Source organism: Primorskyibacter sp. S187A, from assembly GCF_049800955.1.
Taxonomy (GTDB): domain Bacteria; phylum Pseudomonadota; class Alphaproteobacteria; order Rhodobacterales; family Rhodobacteraceae; genus JAKVBH01.
In genome coordinates, this window is the sequence record NZ_JBNAGA010000001.1 from 1,976,193 (window position 1) to 1,991,057 (window position 14,865).

Sequence of the window (14,865 nt, forward strand, 5' to 3'; positions counted from 1 at the left end):
CTCTAGCCTCCAAACACATGACGCACGAGGTAAACTGTCAGCCCGGTGAAGATCATGAATGTCACTGTGGCCACAATGGAGCGCGGTGAGAGCCGCGCCATCCCGCAGACACCATGGCCGGACGTACAACCAGAACCGTAGGTCACGCCGACCCCGACGATCAGACCTCCAACAATCAGCGCGACCGTAGAAATCGGCACTTCGACTGCGGGCATGTCTCCCGAGATCAACCAGACAAGCGCGGGGCCACTGACCATGCCAGCAAGCAGAGCAGCGCGCCATGCGAAGTCGTCGGATGAGGCCGGTTGAAACAGACCGGCCAGGACGCCCGTTGCACCCATCACACGACCCAGTGTCAGCATCAAAAGCGTCGAGGCAATGCCAATCAGAACGCCCCCCGTGAGGGAGGCGATCGGTGTGAACGCCGTCTCAATCATCAGCATGCCTTACACGTCTTCAGGCCAATGATGCTGTAGAGCGGGCAGTTGCTGACAAAGGCCGTCAGCGTGAAAACGCCTGCGACGATCAGGGCCAGCCAGAAAAGGATACCTGCGCCCAATACACTGGTGCCAAGGGCCAGAACCAGCAGCGCCGCGGCAATCGCGAGGCGTCCGCCTCGATCAAATTTTCCCATATTGGTGGTCATGTTTCACTCCTTTGCGAATCTCTGTGGGAGATATCGCACAGGGTGCGCCGACGCTTCGGTGACCTAGTCACCAAACTCGGCACGAATGACGTTGGTCGACGTGTATTTCTGTCAAGTACCCGCCAATGTGGCCACCGACGTCGGCACTTAAAATCTTCTGCACGACAAGCCAAACCTAAATTTGTGCACCCTGATTCCGTGCACGCATGACCCCAGACTTGGCTAGGATAAGGTCGGCTGCACAGTCTCCTGCCACCAAACTGTGACTTCGTTCTTTAAGTCCTGCCAGTCAGTATAGATGTGATCATGGTCCGGATTTTGCCCTGCGTCCCTTTCTGCAAGGATACGCCGCATGATAAACCGCGTGAACACATCATAGCTACTGGGCATGTAAGCGCCCGCAACCTGGATAACTCTTGTTGGTTTCCAGCCTGTCGCCTTGGTCAGGTTTGTCTCAATGCTGCGCAGTCCGGCCCAGTCTGCTGAGTCGTGACCAGCAGCCGTCAATGACACCGACAGAAACAAGGTCGGCCTCGCGTTCAGCGGTGCCGCGTTTTGGTGCACAAATTCGCTCAGCGACTTGGGGTATTTGTTTGCATAGACCGCGGCGGCAAGCACAACAGCATCATAGCGACGGACGTCGTTGCCATCTGCGTCATCAAGAGGCAGCAGCTCGACGGAGGCCCCCGCCGCGGTTAGATCGTGCATGACTTGCCGTGCGATAGCTCGCGTTTGGCCACTTTTTGAGACGTAACCGACGAGAACGATCATGTGAGCCCTTCAACAGTCTTCCAATCGTTGAAGGCAGTTTAATCGGCATATGTGCGCGCCGCGTTGACATCAATCAATGCTGGCCACCAGACGACTTGATGAGATGCGCTAAACCATCCGGCTCAATGAGCCTGACCTCTCCACGGGATTGCTCGATCCAGCCACGCCGGTGAAACTCGGACAATGTGCGCGAAATGACCTCGCGTGCTGTCCCCAATTCCGTTCCCAGAACGGCATGGGTCGCGTGGACCACACCCTTTTCGTCAGCCAGTTCCAGCAGACGGGAGGCCAAGCGCACGTCCATGCGCTGGAATACGATGTCATCAATCAAGGTGAACAGATCGGTGATCCGGCGCGAATAGGCGGTGAAGACAAACTCCCGAAACACGGGCGATTTCGCCACGAGATCGTCAAATGTCTTTCTTGGGATCGCAACCGCCTCGACTTCAGTCTCAGACGTCCCCTCGGCAGCATAATCCTCAAAAGCCAGCATACAGGCCGTCGTCAAAACGCAGCTTTCGCCCGCGTGCACACGATAGAGGAATATTTCCCGACCCGTCTCTGACTTTTGCTGAACCTTCACCGTGCCATCGAGCAACAACCAAAGGTTGTCCGCGGTCTGCCCCGGTGCAAAGATCTGCGTTCCGGGCGGGACCCGAACGATTTCGCTTCCCGAGACCAGTTCATCCCTGATCTCCGCCGGGAGGCGGCCAAGACCCTTGAATTTGTCGATCCATGTATGTTCCATCGTTTGGTCCCGGATAGAGCTTACTTTAAAATGCTCGGCGTCGCTGCTTCTGACGACGCCAAACTCTAGTAGGCATTCAGAGGGACTTGGTCGAGTAGTACCAGTCCTTGGTCTCAAACCCTTCCGACATGCGCGCCTCGGCGGCGGCGGCGGTTGCGGGCGGCGGTACGATTACATCGTCGCCAGGTTGCCAGTTCTCCGGCGTTGCAACCTTGTTCTCGTCCGATGTTTGCAAAGCCTTCACCAGACGAACGAATTCGTCAACTGAGCGTCCATTGGTCATCGGATAATAGACCATCGCCCGCAAGATACCGTCCGGATCGATGATGAAGGTTGCGCGCACGGCTTGCGTGTCAGAGGCGCCAGGCTGGATTATGCCGAACGCCTGCGCCACCTTCATGTCAAGGTCGGCGATAATCGGGAACGGGATGTCTACTCCGAAATTATCCTTGATCGAGCGCATCCAGGCGATGTGTGCATAGTGGCTGTCGATCGAGAGACCCAGCATTTCGGTGTTCAACGCGGCAAAGTCCTCGGCGCGATTGGCAAAGGCCACAAATTCCGTCGTGCAGACAGGGGTGAAATCCGCGGGATGGGAAAACAGGATCAGCCACTTGCCCTTGTAGTCTTCATTGGTTTTGCGACCGTCCGTTGTCAGCGCGTCAAAGGCGGGCGCTGTTTCGTTCAGACGAGGCAAGCCCACGCGGGCTTCATTTGAGACCGGTGTATGTGCGTTCATGGTCATCTTCCTTTTTTGGGGCTTTGAGACAAAAATAGGAGATCCCGGATTATTTGGGAAATTGATTGTATCACAGACGGTCATTCAATAAAGCGATTACCCATGACGACCCTGCGCCAACTCCGCTTTCTTGTCGCTCTGGACGACACGCTGAATTTCTCGCGCGCCTCAGAGCTTTGCAACGTCACGCAGTCGACCTTGTCCACCGGCTTGAAGGAGCTGGAAGAACGCCTTGGCGTTCAGGTTGCGGAGCGGACAAAGCACAGCGTCATGATGACGCCTGTCGGCAAAGAGCTGGCAGAACGCGCGCGCGGTATTCTGTCCGAAGTCCAGGACTTCGAAGACCGGGCAAAGCGGGAAAACGCGGCTGGCACCTCAAGCATTCGGTTTGGCACAATCCCCACAGTTGGTCCCTACCTGATGCCCAAGGCCATGCCGCTTTTGCGCCAGCGCTTGCCTGAGACGAAATTCTTTCTGCGCGAGGAGCTCACAGACCAGCTGGTCGATGGGTTGATGGACGGTCGCCTGGACCTCCTGTTACTCGCCCTCCCCCACCCGTTGCCAGCGCAGATCGAGAGGCAAGTCCTTTTCTCGGACGGGTATTACCTCGCTACCCCCGTTGATCATCCTTTGGGCAACCGGGACACGATCGGCGCCGATGATTTGAAGGATCGCCACCTTCTGCTTCTGGAAAAAGGTCACTGTCTGCAAAGACATGCGCTGTCCAGCTTCTCCGGCATCACCCTCGACGCGGATGAGAGTTTTTCAGCCACAAGCCTCTCAACTCTTGTTGCCATGGTCGAAGAAGACCTTGGGATCACGCTCTTGCCAAAGCTGGCAGTAGACGGTGGCATCTCCAAAGGGCACCGATTGCATCTCGGCGATGTCGCGGGTGCCATCCCGCGGCAGGTCGCTCTGGCCTGGCGAAAAAGCACACCAAATGTCGATGTTTTCAAAACAATCGGCGCCTGTCTCGCGCAAGCAAGAACCCAGTTGGCCGCATAGGTCAGACCGAGCATTCAATGCGAGGTGATTTTCGCATTGTTTTGATTGAAATCAAAGCACTACGCGATTTTCCTTGCTATCTTTCCCCAAGCAGTTGCCGTGGAGGATTTGACATGCTGAGACTTGCAGGAATGCTCTTTTCATTGATCTCAACAACTCTCGCCGGGAGTGCAATCGTTGCCGCTCTTGTTATGGGCCATGACACATTGTGGCCGTTGATGGTTGCAGCGGGGATCGGCTTTGTGGCCGCTGTTCCGGCCACCTATGTGGTGACCAAACAGATCATCGCGATGTAGACATCAAGCGCCTGTGCCGGGCGTCGTATCTGGCGCATTCCGTCACACCTCTGAAAACACCATCGAAGTGCCGCGCCAGTTCAAACCGGCGCGGCTTTTTCTCGTGTTTTCAATACTGTTTTCAATAATTGAGAATGCGGGTGTCATCGTCCATCAAGCGGCGCGCCATATCAGCGGGGTTGGCCACGCCGATCCCATCCAAAAGCACCGATTGATCCGCGCCTTTACCCGGCAGATAGATGGCACAAACCTCAACCGTCGCGCCGGTGTTGGTGCGGATCATCTGCATCAGGCCTTGCGGGCTCATGTCTCGGGGCGGCTGACCGGCGGTGGCGCTTGCGGGTGCGTCTTTCAAAGCAAGATCACCGGCAGGACCGCAGAGCATGATATGCGTCTGAGCGCCCTGTTGCGCGGCCTGCATCGTCAGGACCATCGCCATCAGCTGCGTTTGCGCATCGGCAGAAGTCACAACTGTCACAAGCTTTTCCTCAGCCTCGGAAGACGCGTAGGCCGTCCCTGCTGCAAAGGCAGTGATAGCGGCAGAAAGGATCAGTTTTCTCATGGAGTATCTCCTTGGGTTGGCCGGATTATTCCGGGGGATTGATATTCGTTTTGGATTGGCTGAACCGCTCATGCTCAAGCCGTCGCTGGGATCACAAGGCGGTGCAAAACGCGCCTTACAAAAGGTGCCACCACAAGCACGGTCGGAAAGGCGATTGCCCAGGACGACAGCCACGACGACAGCCAGGTGCCCACAAAGCCCGCAACGAGGCCGGTGGCGAGAAAGGTCGCAACGCCGGAAATCAGCAGCGACATGAAGCAGGACAACAACAGGCCAAAAGCGATGTGTTCGAAACGGGCGGGAATGAAGGGACGCATGGAGAGAGCTTTCGTTAGGTCGTTTGTTTCTGAAGAACGGGCTGGGAAGATCGGAGCACTTTGATCACGATGGACCTTTCGTCCGAAACATCTGTTCCGGCGGCATCCGTCCTACGCGTTGGTCTCTGCCACGCCCCGGACCGGGCCTTTGCGGATTTGTTTCAGCCTCACACCCATCTCGGCAGCGAAGAGAACTCGTGCAAAGGCCCATGAAGCCCGCAAGCGCAAGAAGCAGATCAGCAACGCTCAGGTGACTGGCCGACAGCGCGGTGGACAAAACATCATCCAAGACCCTGAGTTGACCACCGAATTCGGCCATGTCCCATTCCGTTTCAGCGGCGATCCACGGCGTCGAGAGCGCGATCACCGCCGCCCAAAGGGCCCATCGCGGGTAGGTTTGTCCTCTGAACGACGACCCGCAAAAGAAATAGGCCGGAACGCCAACGAACGCGAAGACCAGACCCACCATGATCCGGAACGCCCAGAACAGCGCCCCGACCGTTGGAATGGTGTCGTCTGCCGCTTGGCCCTGCCAGCGAAACGCCGGCTGACCCTCATCCGCACGCCTCACCACACCGCCTGCATCGAGAACAGCGCGCGCAAGAGATGCGTCTTGGCTCATATTGGTATGGCTGTTCATTTTGGCTCCATTGCCCGGCTCAGATGAGCCGGGCGTCTGACAAGAGGCATTCACTCGGCTGGAACGGCGTGGCCATCGGCCGGACGCCCAAAGTGTCGTTTGTTCAGCAGAAGTACGAGGACGATCATTGAGACCTGCGCGGCAATCGCAAGCGAGGTCAGCGCCCAGTAGGCGATGCCGAACTTGGCGATCAGACCAGCCCCGACAAGGCCCTTGTTGATCCAGAAATGCAGCATCACACTCAGGGCAACGCCTGGGCAAACCAGCGCATAGGACCCCGCCGAATTGCCCTCTCCGCGCAGATAGGCATCCGCATATTTCTGACGCTTCAGGACCAACAGGCCGAGCGCGAGAAACACGCCCTGAATGGCAAGGATCGTAGTGGTCAGAAGCAGGTTGTCCGCCATACCGCCATGAGCTTCAAAGGTTGTGTGCAGGCCATGCTCCTGCCGAATGGTCATGATGCCGAGGACCGTCAGGATCGGCACGACAACCATCAGCGTCGGCGCGCTTTCCTTGGCTGTGCCGTGATGCAGCATCGCGTTGAACGCGACAATCGCGGCCACCACTGCATAAAACGCGGCGATGGTGCCGAGCATGATTGAAAAAACGAGCGAGATACCAACAGTCGTTGGCACATTGCTCATGGCCGCAGGCGCGGACATGCCGACGGCGGCCATCGACAGCGCAAAAGCTGGCAGGAGCTGCGCGAAGGAGTTGTTTGCAGTCACGTCAAACACACCGCCGTCACTCAGGACCCGGCCCAAGAACCCACCGATGCGGTGGAACGCAAGATACCCGATCAAAGCGAAGGCAACCATCGCCAGCGGAAAGAGGTATTCGACAACGCTCCAGAGGCCCGGCACAAAAACGAGCCCGAGGATGAAGCCAGCGTTCACCGTCATCGCCAGCGCCAAAGGCATGGCCAGGAACTGCGTCTGGCCGTTGGAGGTCATGAGCCTGGTATAGGCGGCTGTTTTCTTGAACGCGGCCAGCCGCCTGAGGTTCCAGATCAGTAGTTTGATGTTGAGGAAGGCAAATCCTGCGATCCCCGTCACCGCGACGATGATAGCAGTCTGCAAGGCCATGCCGCCCTGTGTGAATGCCGCCAAAATGTCTTCGAAGACAGGGACCGGCTGTCCCGGATGGGGCACCCAGAACATCAGAAACATGAAGAAGGTCACAGTCAGCCCCCCTGCGCCAAGTGACGCGAGGAAGTAGAGCGGAGACCAGGTGTCAGCGGGACGTGGTTGAGAGATATTCATGGCAGTGCTCCAGTAGTCTGGACACGTCATGCCATGAGCACCAACGAATCGACGGTGACATGATCACCGAGGCGTGACGGAAAAGCTGTCTGAAAGACCTTGTGAGGGCCCCGATAATGGGAATTGACGGTGTCGAAAATCTCCGCCAGCTCGCCCTCAGACAGGTCAAGAGTCATCTAGCTGAAGAGCACCGCACACATGATCTCGGCTCCTCCAGTGTTTAGTCTGTTCATGTCGCCGCTTTCCTCTACAGAATTCCCCAGCACGGACGTGCCCGAAACACTTCTGGTGGAGGTCAGCAAAAAAAACGCCCCGCCAAATGGCAGGGCGCTTCGTGTCTCGGGCTCAACGCTAGCGCTTACATGCGCGAGGCGACGTTTTCCCAATTCACAAGGTTATTGAGGAAGTTATCGAGATAGGCAGGCCGTTTGTTGCGGAAATCGATATAGTAGGAATGCTCCCACACATCGCAGCCCAGAAGCGCCGTCTGGCCAAAGCAGAGCGGGTTCACGCCGTTCTCTGTCTTCGTCACTTTCAGGCCGCCGTCGGTGTCCTTCACAAGCCAGCACCAGCCGGAGCCAAACTGGCCCGCGCCTGCGGCGGCGAATTGTGACTTCATCTCATCGACCGACCCAAAGCTCTCGACAATGGCCTTCTCCAGCTCACCCGGCATCGCATTGCCGCCCGGGCCCATCATCTCCCAGAACTGCATGTGGTTCCAATGCTGGGAGGCATTGTTGAAGATGCCCGATTGCGCGACGGCGCCCGCATCATAGGTGCCTTTGACGATGTCTTCGAGGGACTTGCCTTCCCACTCGGTGCCCGCGATCAGCTTGTTGCCGTTATCGACATAGGCTTTGTGGTGAATGTCATGGTGGTATTCCATGGTCTCTTTGGACATGCCGTTCCCGGCGAGAGCATCATGTGCGTAAGGAAGATCTGGAAGTTCAAAAGCCATTCTGGGGCCCCCTCGTTGGTGTTGATCTGGCCCTTAACTGAGCCTGCGCGCGCGCAAGGTCAAGGTCCATCGCGCCCTGAAGGTGTAACGCAGACGCGGGTCAAGAGGTTCCTCTGGCATGCAGAGGCAAAACCCGCTACACCCCGGCTTTCTGAAAACCGCGAAAGAGCGCCACGATATGAGCACAGATGCTCCCATGCCAGATGATACGCAGGATCGCCGCGAGGGCCCGACACGCGCGGGCTTTGTGGCCCTGATCGGTGAGCCCAATGCGGGCAAGTCCACGCTGACCAATTGGATGGTTGGGGCCAAGGTCTCCATCGTGACCCACAAGGTGCAGACCACGCGCGCGCGTATCCGCGGCGTTGCCCTTGAAGGTGCGAGCCAGATCGTTTTTGTCGATACGCCCGGCCTTTTTCAGCCGCGCCGCAGGCTGGATCGTGCCATGGTCGCAGCCGCTTGGGGCGGGGCTGCGGATGCCGATGTGGTGGTGCTGCTTGTGGAGGCGCATCGCGGTGTGACCAAAGGCGTGGAAGCCATTCTTGAGCGGCTGACTGAGATCGGCGAGGGGCGCAAGATCGCACTGGCCGTCAACAAGATCGACCGCGTCAAGGCCGAGGTGCTGCTGGCGCTCACCAAGGATCTCAACGAGCGTTTTCCTTTTGAGGAAACCTTCCTGATCTCCGCCGAAAAGGGCCATGGCTGCGCCACGCTCAAGACATGGCTCGCAGGCCAGCTGCCGGAAAGCCCTTGGCTCTATCCCGAAGATCAGATCGCCGATCTGCCCATGCGCATGATCGCCGCCGAGATGACGCGTGAGAAGCTGACCCTCCGCCTGCATCAGGAATTGCCCTACCAGTTGACGGTCGAGACCGAGCAATGGGAGGAGCGCAAGGATGGCTCCGCCCGGATCGACCAGATCGTCTACGTGGCCCGAGACGGGCACAAAGGCATCGTGCTGGGCAACAAGGGTGAGACGATCAAGGCCATTTCCAAGGCGTCCCGCGAAGAGCTTGAAGAGTTTCTGGGCCGCCGCATCCACCTCTTCGTTCAGGTGAAAGTGCGCGAGAAATGGCTCGAAGAGGCCGCGCGCTATTCCGAGATGGGGCTCGATTTCCGCGATGGCAACGCCTAGGCTCACCTCGCGGTTCTGGGTGGATGCCTATCTGGCGCGCCTTCGCTTGATGGACATCCCCGCCTTCGTGACCGCCCATGGCGATGATACTGCGGGCGTCGTCTGGGTGGTTCTCAACACGCTCGACGGAAACGCCCGTCTCTTTGCGCGGCGTTACGATTTCATGGCCGATGAGACGCGTTGGGAGGATTGCCTCTCCGGTCCCGAGCAGGACATTACCGCGCGCCTTGCCAGCGAGAAAACCTCCGATCCTGATCTCTGGGTCATTGAAGTGGAGGATCGCCAGGGCCGTCATCTGCTGGATGAGATGTGATGGAATGGCGTGACGAAGGCTTCCTGCTCTCGGCACGCCGCCACGGCGAAACGGCGGCGATCCTCGAGGTCTTCACCCCGGCGCGGGGCCGCCATGCGGGTGTGTTGCGCGGGGGGGCGAGCCGGAAGATGGCGCCGCATCTCCAGCCGGGCACGCAGCTGGATGTGATATGGAAGGCGCGGCTGGAGGATCATCTGGGCAGCTTCACGGTGGAGCCTGTGCGGGCGAGGACGGCGGTTGCCATGCACAACCGGCGCGCCTTGGCGGGTCTCAACGCCGTCTGTGCCCTGCTGCTCTTTTGCCTGCCCGAGCGCGATCCCCTGCCCGATCTCTACCGCCGCTCCGAACAGCTGCTCGATTTGATGGGCCAGGACGATCTGTGGCCACTGGCCTATCTGAACTGGGAATTGGCCTTGCTGGACGCATTGGGTTACGGGCTGGATCTCAGCGCCTGCGCGGTAACGGGCCAGACAGAGGATCTGACCTATGTCTCGCCCAAATCCGGGCGCGCGGTATCGCGGCAAGGCGCGGGAGATTGGGCGGACAAATTGCTGCCACTGCCGCCCTGCCTTCTGGGTCAGGGCGAGGCGCCAGACGCGGAGATTGCGCAAGCTCTTGGTACGACAGGGTATTTCTTCGGACACAAGGTCGCACGCGCTTTGGGGACGCGGCCCATACCTGAGGCGCGCGCTCGATTTGCAGAGCTTCTCACTCGGCCGCTGTCTCCGCCCCGTTCTCAGTCCCGTTCTCAGCCCTGAATTCCATACTGCGCCCGGCATCATTGCTCAGCACGAGCACAGTGCCGGACACTTCAGACAAGGTCATCTCACCAAGGCTGGCGAAGAACCGCGCTTCGGCCTCCAGATCCGGACATGCCCTCTTGGTGGCACGGATTGGTCCCAGCTCGAACCACGGATACGGAGCGCTCTGGCGAGCGCTGAAGCTGTTGCAAGGCGCTTGACCGAACACCGCACCGCTTTCGCCGAAGCGCATCGTCGCGTGCGCCTCAAACGGGGCGCCATCAATTCGGACCAGCTGCCAAAGGGTTTCACCGGCCCCATAGGCCGCCACGCTCTCATCAGCCCGACAGGCGCCAAGCGCCAAAGTCAGGCCCAGCATCAGCGCCGCGCGCCGCATGGATCAGAAGTGCCCGACAGCGGCCTGTGGATCCGCAGCAGTCGACAGCAGATCAAACACGTAGCCCGCTACGGACCGGAAGCAGACCACGTCCACCGTCTCGTCATCGCGGAACCAGAACGCCCCTGCAACCTGCGCGAAACGCGTGCGACGCACCTCCCCGACAGGCAGCTTCTCCGCGCGCAGATCCGCCGGACAGACCTTCGCCAGAACTTCCCGCGCCGCAGGCCCCTCCATGCGGATGACCACACGGGCATCGGAGACGTCTGCCGCCAAGGCGTGGGCGCTGCCCAGAGCTTTTTGCAGCTTTGCCAGCACATCGGGCACATCACCATAGGCGCATAGCAGCATGGCCTCATCCGGCGACATCCAAAGCGCCCCGCCCGCATCTGTCAGCGAGGCCTGGCGGCGTGCTGGCACATCGACGCCTATTGCCGCTTTCACGGCTTTCTTGACGGATGCGTCCGCAAGGTCGGCGCGCAGCGAAATCATGCCTTGCGGGCCCAAATCGCGCAGCGAAACCAACCCGTCAAATTGCGCGCCTTGCAGCGCGGATACAGCATCAGACATTCTGCTTCTCCCCGTCCTTGTCGAAGAAGACCGGATCGACAATCTTCGCTTTGACTTCCGTGGTGCCGTCATCGCGCATGAATGTGATCACCTCGCCCATGCGCTGCGGACCGTGCTCCACAAGCCCCATGGCAATGCCACGCTCGAGCGTCGGCGAGAAATAGGTCGACGTCACCCGGCCAATCATATTGCGTTGGCCGTTCTCATTATTGCCCGACCCCACGGCGTAAGCGCCGTCCGGCAAAACAGACTTGTCGGTCGTCTCAAGCCCCACAAGCTGCCAGCGATCGTCACGGGCCATATCGATCCGTGCATGGGCCCGTTTGCCCATGTAATCTTCCTTTTTCTTGGACAATGCCCACTGCAGCCCGAGATCCTGCGGAATAACAGTCCCGTCGGTCTCGTCGCCAATCATGATGAAGCCCTTCTCGGCGCGCATGATGTGCAGGCATTCCGTCCCGTATGGCATGGCGCCATACTCCGCACCGGCCTCCATCAGCTTCTCCCAAAGCTCGAGCGTCCGGCCAGCAGGCACCGCAATCTCATAAGACAATTCGCCGGAGAACGAGATACGATAGGCGCGCACGGGAATGCCCGCCAGCGTGCCATCGGCCCAGCCCATGAAGGTCAGCGCGTCTTTCGACACGTCTATGCCACCCAGCTTTTCCAGCACTTTGCGCGCATTGGGCCCGACCACGGCGATCTGGCCATATTGCTCGGTCACGTTCACGACCCAGACTTTCCAGTCCCACCATTCGGTCTGGAGCCACTCCTCCATATGGGCATGGATACGGTCCGCGCCGCCCGAAGTCGTGTGGCAGAGCCAGGTGTCCTCATCGATACGCGCAACCACGCCATCGTCGCTCAGAAAGCCATTCTCCGAACACATGAGCCCATAGCGGCAGCGCCCCGGCTTCAGGTTACTCATCATGTTGGTGTAGAGCATATCGAGGAAGCGGCCCGCATCCGGCCCTTTCACGATGATCTTGCCCAGCGTCGAGGCATCCAGCAAACCAAGGTGCGATCGCGTATTGCGCACTTCCCGGTGTACGGCCTGCTCCACCGTTTCGCCCTTGCGCACATAGGCGTAGGGACGGCGCCAATGGCCCACCGGCTCCCAATCCGCGCCATTGGCATCCGACCAATCATGGATGGGCGTCTTGCGGATCGGCTGAAACAGCGTGCCTTTAGCCTCACCCGCGATCGCGCCCATGGAAATGGGAGTGTACGGCGGACGGAATGTCGTTGTGCCGGTTTGCGGAATAGGTTGATTTAACGCATCAGAAAGGATGGCCAGACCATTGATGTTGCTCAGTTTTCCCTGATCTGTCGCCATCCCCAAAGTGGTGTAGCGCTTGGCGTGTTCAACGGATTCGAAGCCTTCGCGCGCGGCCAATTGGACATCGGAGACTTTGACGTCATTCTGATAATCGAGCCACGATTTCATGCGCAGCTTCATCTTGGCTTGCTGCGGCATGAGCCAGACCGGCTGCATGGGCGCTTCGCTCGGCGCATGGGCCGCGCCACCCGCGTCCGCCATACACGCCGCAAGCGTCATCTCCCCATTGGCCGCGCCGACCGCGCGAACGAAACCACCGCCTGAAGCATCTGTCGGCGGGTTTGCAGGATCGGGACGGAAACAGGCGTTTCCTTCATCCCAGGACAGCTTGCCACCGCAATGGGACCACAGATGCACCACAGGCGACCAGCCCCCGGACATCGCAACCACATCACAATGGATATCCTCTTCCGCATCAGACCCATCGCCCGATTGATCGCAGAGGCGCACGGCGATGACCTCCGTGAGCCCCTTCACCTTGGCAATGCCCTTACCGGTCTCGACCCGCAGTCCAAGCGCGCGCGCCTGCGCGGGCAGATCCCCGTTGGCTTCGCGACGCGCATCGACGATCACGGGGACAACCTGCCCCGCTTCGTGCAACGCGATGGCGGTTCTGTAGGCATCGTCGTTGTTGGTGACAACAACTGTCCGCGCACCGGGGCTGACGGCGTAATTCACCACATAATCCCGCACGGCGGAGGCAAGCATGACGCCCGGCAAGTCATTGCCCGCAAAAGACAAAGGCCGTTCGATCGCACCGGTAGCCGTTATGATTTCGCCTGCGCGGATCCGCCAGAGGCGATGACGCGGGCCAGCGCTGTTCTTGGCGGATTGATCCAGATGATCGGTGAGCCGCTCATAGGCCAGAACGTAGCCATGATCATAAACGCCTGCCCCCATCGTGCGCATGCGCATGCGGACATTGGGCATGGCGGCAAGTTCATCCACGAGGGCGGTGACGGCCTCATCTGCGGGCAATCCATCCACTTCACCCCCATCAACGGGCGTGCGTCCACCCCAATGGGCGGTTTGCTCGATCACCATCACGTCGTGGCCTTTGGCCGCCTCGGCCCGGGCCGCAAGCAAGCCTGCGATGCCCCCGCCGATGACAAGACAATCGGTGTGGATGTTGAAATGCTCATAGGTGTCGGGATCGCGGGTCTCGGTATCAGGCGCCTTTCCCAGACCTGCGGATTTGCGAATGAATGGCTCGTAGACGTGTTTCCAGAAGGGCCGCGGATGGATGAACATCTTGTAGTAGAACCCGGCGGGCAGGAACCGCGCGACCGCCATGTTGATCTGGCCCACGTCAAATTGCAGCGACGGCCAATGGTTTTGCGACGCCGCATAAAGCCCGTCGAACAGCTCTGTGGTCGTGGCCCGTTGATTGGGCTCAAACCGATTGCCCTTGCCCAGGCCCACCAGCGCATTAGGCTCTTCGGACCCCGACGCCACGATCCCACGCGGCCTGTGGTATTTGAAAGAGCGCCCCACAAGGGTCTGCCCGTTGGCCAACAGTGCCGACGCCAGGGTGTCACCCTTGAAGCCCTTCATCCAACGATCGTTGAACTGGAAGCGCTGCGTTGTATTTCGGTCGATCAAACGACCGCCGTTTGGAAGACGTGTGCTCATCGTATCAGACTTTCGTGCCTGTGGTGGGCGTTGGGATATGCGTATTTTTGGCCAGAAGAAGCATCAGGAGAAGGTCCTCCATGACCAGCCGGGCCGCTTTGCGCTTATCGCGGCTTTGATCTCTTTTGGCGGCTCGAGGGTTTGCGCAGAATAGGTGCCGAAGACCTCAAGGGTTTGGGTGCAGCGGGCCGCGTGGAACCACTTGCCGCAGCCATTGGCATGGCGCCAGCGTTCGAAATGCACACCCTTGGGGTTTTCGCGCATGAAGAGGTATTCCTCGAAGGCTTCGTCCGTATCGCCTGTGGATGCGCGCTTGATATGGGCTTCACCGCCTGCGTGCAGTTCGGTCTCATCGGCCTGCAGGCCGCAACAGGGGCATTCGAGGGTCAGCATGGGCTTACTCCGCTCTTGGCGCAGCAAAGAGGGGCGCGCGCCGTCAGCGCCCGCCCCTCCCGCGGGTTGTCGTTTTGGGTCGTGTCAGTCGGTTGCGACGGCCGGGGCCTCAGCGGGCGCCGGTGCCGCGCCAGCGTCCGGCGCTGCGGGGTCAACTTGGGTTGCCGTGCCGCCTGCGAAGAGGGCAAGCAAGGCAATTGCTGCCACCGCGATGCCGGCGTAGATGAGCCAACGGCTGCCGCTGCTGGAAGGGGTCGAAAAGTCTGCCATGAGTTTTCCTCCATTGTGGAGTTCACATGGTCAAACGGGAGGCTGGCAGGGGCAACATAAGCGGTATTCCCCGGCGCCATGGCGCGGGATCTTGCGACTTGGGCGGGTCTTGCCCGGCCAAACTCTGCC

The 14,865-nt window shown here is 59.5% G+C and carries 20 protein-coding genes; 5 read left to right on the plus strand and 15 right to left on the minus strand.

The window, feature by feature from the left end; translation table 11 throughout:
* Positions 1–2: 2 nt before the first annotated feature.
* The 5 genes from ACP15S_RS09840 to ACP15S_RS09860 form a co-directional block, all read right to left on the minus strand.
* On the minus strand, positions 3–437 hold the full coding sequence (locus tag ACP15S_RS09840; protein ID WP_425039394.1) for a YeeE/YedE family protein: 435 nt from the start codon (positions 435–437) through the stop codon (positions 3–5).
* Positions 437–646: a YgaP family membrane protein gene (locus ACP15S_RS09845; protein WP_425039395.1), complete on the minus strand. Its 210-nt coding sequence runs from the start codon at positions 644–646 to the stop codon at positions 437–439. The genes ACP15S_RS09840 and ACP15S_RS09845 overlap by 1 nt, the downstream gene beginning before the upstream one ends.
* 222 nt (positions 647–868) lie before the next feature.
* Positions 869–1,417: a flavodoxin domain-containing protein gene (locus ACP15S_RS09850; protein WP_425039396.1), complete on the minus strand. Its 549-nt coding sequence runs from the start codon at positions 1,415–1,417 to the stop codon at positions 869–871.
* A 73-nt stretch (positions 1,418–1,490) separates the two neighbouring features.
* Positions 1,491–2,165: a Crp/Fnr family transcriptional regulator gene (locus tag ACP15S_RS09855; RefSeq protein ID WP_425039397.1), complete on the minus strand. Its 675-nt coding sequence runs from the start codon at positions 2,163–2,165 to the stop codon at positions 1,491–1,493.
* Positions 2,166–2,241: 76 nt separating this feature from the next.
* On the minus strand, positions 2,242–2,904 hold the full coding sequence (locus ACP15S_RS09860; protein WP_425039398.1) for a peroxiredoxin: 663 nt from the start codon (positions 2,902–2,904) through the stop codon (positions 2,242–2,244).
* Positions 2,905–3,006: 102 nt separating this feature from the next.
* Between ACP15S_RS09860 and ACP15S_RS09865 the strand changes: the two genes are divergently transcribed.
* Both ACP15S_RS09865 and ACP15S_RS09870 read left to right on the plus strand, forming a co-directional pair.
* Positions 3,007–3,909: a hydrogen peroxide-inducible genes activator gene (locus ACP15S_RS09865; RefSeq protein WP_425039399.1), complete on the plus strand. Its 903-nt coding sequence runs from the start codon at positions 3,007–3,009 to the stop codon at positions 3,907–3,909.
* Positions 3,910–4,022: 113 nt separating this feature from the next.
* The gene (locus ACP15S_RS09870; protein WP_425039400.1) at positions 4,023–4,205 is read left to right on the plus strand and encodes a CTP synthetase; all 183 of its coding nucleotides are present in this window, start codon (positions 4,023–4,025) and stop codon (positions 4,203–4,205) included.
* A gap of 121 nt (positions 4,206–4,326) precedes the next feature.
* Here ACP15S_RS09870 and ACP15S_RS09875 read toward each other — a convergent pair whose 3' ends face one another.
* From ACP15S_RS09875 to ACP15S_RS09895, 5 genes are all read right to left on the minus strand, one after another.
* A complete protein-coding gene (locus ACP15S_RS09875) occupies positions 4,327–4,767 on the minus strand; it encodes a hypothetical protein (protein WP_425039401.1) in 441 nt (146 codons plus the stop codon).
* A gap of 74 nt (positions 4,768–4,841) precedes the next feature.
* Positions 4,842–5,084, minus strand: a complete 243-nt coding sequence (locus tag ACP15S_RS09880; RefSeq protein ID WP_425039402.1) for a DUF2798 domain-containing protein — start codon at positions 5,082–5,084, stop codon at positions 4,842–4,844.
* A 64-nt stretch (positions 5,085–5,148) separates the two neighbouring features.
* Complete coding sequence (locus ACP15S_RS09885; protein WP_425039403.1) at positions 5,149–5,724, minus strand: cytochrome ubiquinol oxidase subunit I; 576 nt, start codon at positions 5,722–5,724, stop codon at positions 5,149–5,151.
* 50 nt (positions 5,725–5,774) lie between these two features.
* The gene (locus ACP15S_RS09890; RefSeq protein WP_425039404.1) at positions 5,775–6,989 is read right to left on the minus strand and encodes a TsoY family (seleno)protein; all 1,215 of its coding nucleotides are present in this window, start codon (positions 6,987–6,989) and stop codon (positions 5,775–5,777) included.
* Positions 6,990–7,347: 358 nt separating this feature from the next.
* Positions 7,348–7,947 (minus strand): superoxide dismutase, encoded by a 600-nt coding sequence (locus ACP15S_RS09895; protein WP_425039405.1) that lies wholly within the window; start codon positions 7,945–7,947, stop codon positions 7,348–7,350.
* Between the two features lie 178 nt (positions 7,948–8,125).
* On the opposite strand from ACP15S_RS09895, the gene era reads away from it, so the two are divergent.
* The 3 genes from era to recO are packed head-to-tail and all read left to right on the plus strand — an operon-like array spanning position 8,126 to position 10,153.
* Positions 8,126–9,082: a GTPase Era gene (era, locus tag ACP15S_RS09900; protein WP_425039406.1), complete on the plus strand. Its 957-nt coding sequence runs from the start codon at positions 8,126–8,128 to the stop codon at positions 9,080–9,082.
* The gene (locus tag ACP15S_RS09905; protein ID WP_425039407.1) at positions 9,069–9,395 is read left to right on the plus strand and encodes a DUF1491 family protein; all 327 of its coding nucleotides are present in this window, start codon (positions 9,069–9,071) and stop codon (positions 9,393–9,395) included. Before era ends, ACP15S_RS09905 begins: the two co-directional genes overlap by 14 nt.
* The gene (gene recO, locus ACP15S_RS09910) at positions 9,395–10,153 is read left to right on the plus strand and encodes a DNA repair protein RecO (protein WP_425039408.1); all 759 of its coding nucleotides are present in this window, start codon (positions 9,395–9,397) and stop codon (positions 10,151–10,153) included. The genes ACP15S_RS09905 and recO overlap by 1 nt, the downstream gene beginning before the upstream one ends.
* Here recO and ACP15S_RS09915 read toward each other — a convergent pair.
* The 5 genes from ACP15S_RS09915 to ACP15S_RS09935 form a co-directional block, all read right to left on the minus strand.
* The gene (locus ACP15S_RS09915) at positions 10,104–10,532 is read right to left on the minus strand and encodes an META domain-containing protein (RefSeq protein WP_425039409.1); all 429 of its coding nucleotides are present in this window, start codon (positions 10,530–10,532) and stop codon (positions 10,104–10,106) included. The two genes, recO and ACP15S_RS09915, sit on opposite strands and share 50 nt — an antisense overlap.
* 3 nt (positions 10,533–10,535) lie before the next feature.
* Positions 10,536–11,102: a sarcosine oxidase subunit gamma gene (locus ACP15S_RS09920; RefSeq protein WP_425039410.1), complete on the minus strand. Its 567-nt coding sequence runs from the start codon at positions 11,100–11,102 to the stop codon at positions 10,536–10,538.
* Positions 11,095–14,073 carry a sarcosine oxidase subunit alpha family protein gene (locus ACP15S_RS09925; protein ID WP_425039411.1) on the minus strand — a complete coding sequence of 993 codons (2,979 nt, stop codon included), beginning with the start codon at positions 14,071–14,073 and terminating at the stop codon, positions 11,095–11,097. The genes ACP15S_RS09920 and ACP15S_RS09925 overlap by 8 nt, the downstream gene beginning before the upstream one ends.
* Before the next feature lie 63 nt (positions 14,074–14,136).
* On the minus strand, positions 14,137–14,466 hold the full coding sequence (locus ACP15S_RS09930; protein WP_425039412.1) for a sarcosine oxidase subunit delta: 330 nt from the start codon (positions 14,464–14,466) through the stop codon (positions 14,137–14,139).
* Between the two features lie 84 nt (positions 14,467–14,550).
* Positions 14,551–14,736 (minus strand): hypothetical protein, encoded by a 186-nt coding sequence (locus ACP15S_RS09935; protein ID WP_425039413.1) that lies wholly within the window; start codon positions 14,734–14,736, stop codon positions 14,551–14,553.
* Positions 14,737–14,865 lie beyond the last annotated feature (129 nt).